Origin of the sequence: Desulfovibrio sp., assembly GCF_047607245.1 — a bacterium.
Lineage (GTDB): Bacteria > Desulfobacterota > Desulfovibrionia > Desulfovibrionales > Desulfovibrionaceae > Desulfovibrio.
Window position 1 is genome coordinate 1 of record NZ_JASGDK010000045.1, and the last position, 4,311, is coordinate 4,311.

General features: G+C 47.7%; 3 protein-coding genes. All 3 read left to right on the plus strand.

Annotation, left to right across the window (positions count from 1 at the left end; all coding sequences use genetic code 11):
* Positions 1 to 109 precede the first annotated feature (109 nt).
* The 3 genes from QM579_RS03405 (at position 110) to QM579_RS03415 (ending at position 3,549) form a co-directional block, all read left to right on the plus strand.
* Complete coding sequence (locus QM579_RS03405) at positions 110 to 568, plus strand: ATPase (RefSeq protein ID WP_414997812.1); 459 nt, start codon at positions 110 to 112, stop codon at positions 566 to 568.
* A 595-nt stretch (positions 569 to 1,163) separates the two neighbouring features.
* On the plus strand, positions 1,164 to 1,934 hold the full coding sequence (locus QM579_RS03410; protein ID WP_414997813.1) for a hypothetical protein: 771 nt from the start codon (positions 1,164 to 1,166) through the stop codon (positions 1,932 to 1,934).
* Positions 1,935 to 2,580: 646 nt separating this feature from the next.
* On the plus strand, positions 2,581 to 3,549 hold the full coding sequence (locus QM579_RS03415) for a threonine ammonia-lyase (RefSeq protein WP_414997814.1): 969 nt from the start codon (positions 2,581 to 2,583) through the stop codon (positions 3,547 to 3,549).
* Positions 3,550 to 4,311: the final 762 nt, after the last annotated feature.

A 4,311-nucleotide genomic window follows, 5' to 3' on the forward strand; every position in this document is an offset into this window, starting at 1 on the left:
ATGTCCAAGCTGAAAGGCTAAAAGCCATAAACTGCTCTCGTGGGCGGGTACGACACCCGGCATTTGCTTTTTCCAAGCCGTGCCAATCGTACAAATCACGAGGTGTCTCATGTCTGATTCTTTGCAGAGTACAAGCCCGCCTCAATCTCCCTCGCCCCATCCTTGCACCCATGCGGAACTAGCCGCGCGCGTTGAGCGGTTTCAAAAAGCCGCGCAGGATTTACTGGCCGTATGTGAAGCGCCAGTGAGCAGTGAAGATGCCGCACCGCATGCAGCCACAAAGGCGCAAGGCGAAACCCGCTGTTATTACTTTTCGCCGGGCGTGGCCCAGCACGAACGGGAGCTATTGAACCACTATGGTGCGCAAGATCTGCGCGGGCTTTTGGGTGAAGCGCACATGCTGCTGGCAGGCTTGGTCAAGGTAATGAAAAGCGTGAGCCGCGACGTGCGCGTGCGAGGCCACGTGATTGTCAGTTTGGGCCGCCTGCTTGAGCAGGTATCAGCCCTGTTGCTGCGCATGAAGAATGTTTATGACAAGGTTGAGCCTGTCAGAGCTGACTGCTACTGAAAACGTGTACCCGCCTTGTGCGGGTTTTGCAAAAAAATGCGTCATAACATGTTCTAGCTGATGTATATTGCTGCGGTCCCGGTTGCCATTGGCAACCGGGACCGTTGAGCTGATATGTTGCGCCGTTAAGCGCATGTTCCACATAAAAATGCTCTGTTGAAAGGAATTTGCGGGGCATTTGCGTTCCGGGGCTATAACTGATTCTCCTGCCGAGGTCTTTCGGTTTCTCTATATTCCTCTTTTTTATTCAGCATCAAAGCCAGGACGTTGCGGATGTTCTTGGGCACGTTCTGGACGGCGTTGCCCCTTTGCTGGTGTGGCTGCGGCTGCAAAGCTGCTTGCGTTCGACTATGGGATTTTATTTTGTTGTTATAATATATTGTTTTTATTTATTAATATTTTAATAAAATGATTCAGGCTGGAAAAATCTTCCCATAATATCGGATGGCGTATTTTTTGCACATTTTGGGTCGGAGGAAATATTTTCCTCCCAGGCACGGGAGAGTCTGACTGTTCGATACCCCACATAGAATGATTTCTTGATGACGCGTCCACAGCTCTCACACGGAATTTACTCACAAAAAGGAGAATTGAAATGAGTATTAGTTCCATTGGCTCACAGAGCTCGTCATCTTCTTGGGAAGAGATACTCAGCGGAACACGCACAGAAAATTCCTCCAAAAAAGATGATGATCTTGCCACAAAGCTATTTCAGGATTTGGACACCGATCAAAACGGTGGTATTGGCCTTAAGGAATCTGGTCTGAGTCAGAGCCAGTTTGATGCTCTGGATACAGATCAGGATGGCACTGTTAGCCTGACTGAACTGCAAGCCGGGTTAGAGATACAGCGCCAGGCTTTTTTTACCAGTATGAAAATGGAGAACGGTCAAACCGCTTCCACCACTTCTACTGATGAAACTGCGCAATCACAGGCGCAAAGCATGCTTTCTGCTATTATGAACGGAAAGCCGTTGCCCCCGCCCCCAGGTGGCTCTGACAAAGAAGATGATCTTGCCTCAAAAATTTTTTCCGACCTGGATGCCGATAAAAGCGGCGAGCTGGATGTTGCGGAATCTGGCTTGAGCCAATCCACTTTTGATGAGATGGATACCGATCAGAACGGTGTTGTCTCAATGGATGAACTGAGTGCGGCTCTTGAAAAGAAAAAGGCCATGTTTGCTTCTGGCCAGAACCCCAGCGTCAAGTCTGAGCAGCTGAGCAGCGAAGCCACTAGTTCAGGCATCCTGAATGAAACCGGCGAGACAAACGCTCAACATCTTCTTAACACCATTGCTAATGCTGTATATCGTGGCATGGTGGATCAGGGGACAGATCAGGGCCAAGGGTTTGATGTGACCGCCTGATGATCAGAGCATGCAAGATGCGCAAGGCGAATTCCTTTGCAAAAAATAAAGCCGCTTCATTTTGATGCGGCTTTATTTTTTGTGCACTATGGTCTTGAGGCTGTTTCTAAATAAATGACTTTGCAAGGGCAACTACGCAGTGCTTAGCGATTGGCGGCTGCAAAAGGTTGCCGCGAAAAATTATGATCTGCCGGGAACCACAAAAAACAGAGCCAAAAGTATAAGAACGAGAGCCTGCGTTGAATGCCCTGTTGCAGCATAGCTTCTGATGCCTCACAGGAAATGCGAATCAGTTTAAAAGTTGTGCTTGTTGGTGTAAGAGCAGGCCAACGGGCAGCATTTTTGGCTCGGCCACTGCACGATACGGTAGCCAGCGCATGCCATAGGCGGCGCGCAGCAGGCCATGTGCGTGTTTTCCCTGACGTAAAAACGTATGCCGATGCGGTCAGGTGTCGCAAAAAATATGCAGAGCAGTTACGCCACGCCAAAGCGTAACCTCTGTTGCAGTAACTTCGTGTGAGCCAATATGTTTTACGGTATTGCCGGGCAAAGCGTAATTTCCAGGACTGGCAGACATGCAGGCATGTGTTGAGCGCCGCTCTCTGCTTTTGAAAATGTTGACAACGTGGGGGAAAGGGGACGTAGAATGAGAGAAGATATTTCTTTAAACGCAGTATTTGCCGCAGAAAAAGTCGTTTATGCGGCCCTTAAACCCACGCAGCTGACGATGTATCCGAGCCTTTCGAGATTGATTGGCGGTCAAGTATATATCAAGCATGAAAACCAGCACCCCGGGGGGAGTTTCAAGATCAGGGGCGGTATCAACCTCATGCACCATCTGAAACAGGAAGGCGTGAAGGGGGTTATTACCTTTTCAACAGGAAATCACGGCATTTCCATTGCTTCGGCAGCGCAGCGGTACTCCATAGATGCCACTATTGTTGTGCCCAAAAACAGCAATTTGGTAAAAATACAGTCCATGCGCGAAGTCGGCGCCACCGTGCTTGAAGAAGGCGAAAATTTTGAAGCCGCCGCCGCATTTGGTCTTGAGTACCAGAAAAAATACGGCCTGCGGTTTGTTCATGCCGCAAATGAGCCTCATATAATAAATGGAGTCGGCACGGAGTTCACCGAAATTTTACGGGATCTGCCAGATGTCGACGCAATTGTTTTGCCATTGGGCGGCGGCAGTGAAGCCGCTGCTGCTGTTACTGTTTTCAAGCAGATCAATCCTGCCATAGAGATATACGCCGTTCAGGCCGCGGCATCCCAGGCTGCATATCTTTCCTGGAAGCGGGGTGAGTTGTGCAAGTCTGAAAACAGAACCTTTGCAGGCGGTTTTGCAACAGGCGAAGGGTTTGCGCTGCCATTCGGCATATATAAAGATCAACTGGCTGATTTTGTTCTTTTGGGCGAAGACGAGATTTTGCAGGGCATTCAGCTGGCAATGCACCACACGCGTAATATGGCTGAAGGCGCTGGCGCTTCCACTATTATGGCCGCAATAAAGCTTAAGGATCGGCTTCAGGGAAAAAAAGTTGTCCTGCAGATGAGCGGGGCCAATGAAACCATTGACGTGATCAGAAAGTCGCTGTCTACCCCGGCCAGCGCTTAGCCTTTTATGCTCACGCCGTTTCAAGTGCAGTACATTTTTTTGCTCAAAAGGCGTGATGCCGCGTGCTCTGGGCTACGTATGATGGATCAAAAAACGCACGGCTTTTTGTCTTTAAAGCTGAATTTTAGGTGAAAGACGCCACTCTTTTCACTCCGTTGTTCTTTTCCTCTCCGCCACATAGCCAAGGATAATGGCGAGCTGCCAAATGGTCGCTCGCCGTTATTGCGTCTGAAATGCATTTTTAGATATTGGCGGCAAACTATCTACGCCCAAAATACACGCATGGTTATAGTTTGAAGGCATTACCCGTCTGGACAATTTGTGATGTGATCTTCTTTTTTCGAGGTTGAAAGTTTGCTAATTCTATTGAACTTTTTCTGTTATAAAAAGTATGTGGTTTCTTGGAAGCATGGTCATGAATAAATTTTTACTTATTTTTTAATATATTATCTGGTTATTTGTAATGCGAATAATTAATATTGCTCAAGTGATTAAGAACGTCTACTATTAAATATCCGCACAATTCAATACGCAGGCTGTTCTTACGGCCTTCTATATATTTCGCCCAATGCAAAAATTACCGGTATGGGCTGTTAAGGAGAATGTTCATGAAATTCGGTCTATTGTCTAAAATGATTCTTTTCATATTTGTCCCGGCAGTCCTGGGGCTGATTTTGATCACGGGAATAAGCTATAAAATGTCGGAAGACGTCATGCGTCAACAATTGCGGTCAGATATGGCACAGATTGTTCAAACGCAAG

What these genes read in the sequence shown, in the direction of transcription:
- QM579_RS03405 (WP_414997812.1), top strand. Translation starts at nt 110, where the DNA reads ATGTCTGATTCTTTGCAGAGTACAAGCCCGCCTCAATCTCCCTCGCCC.
- QM579_RS03410 (WP_414997813.1), top strand. Translation starts at nt 1,164, where the DNA reads ATGAGTATTAGTTCCATTGGCTCACAGAGCTCGTCATCTTCTTGGGAA.
- QM579_RS03415 (WP_414997814.1), top strand. Translation starts at nt 2,581, where the DNA reads ATGAGAGAAGATATTTCTTTAAACGCAGTATTTGCCGCAGAAAAAGTC.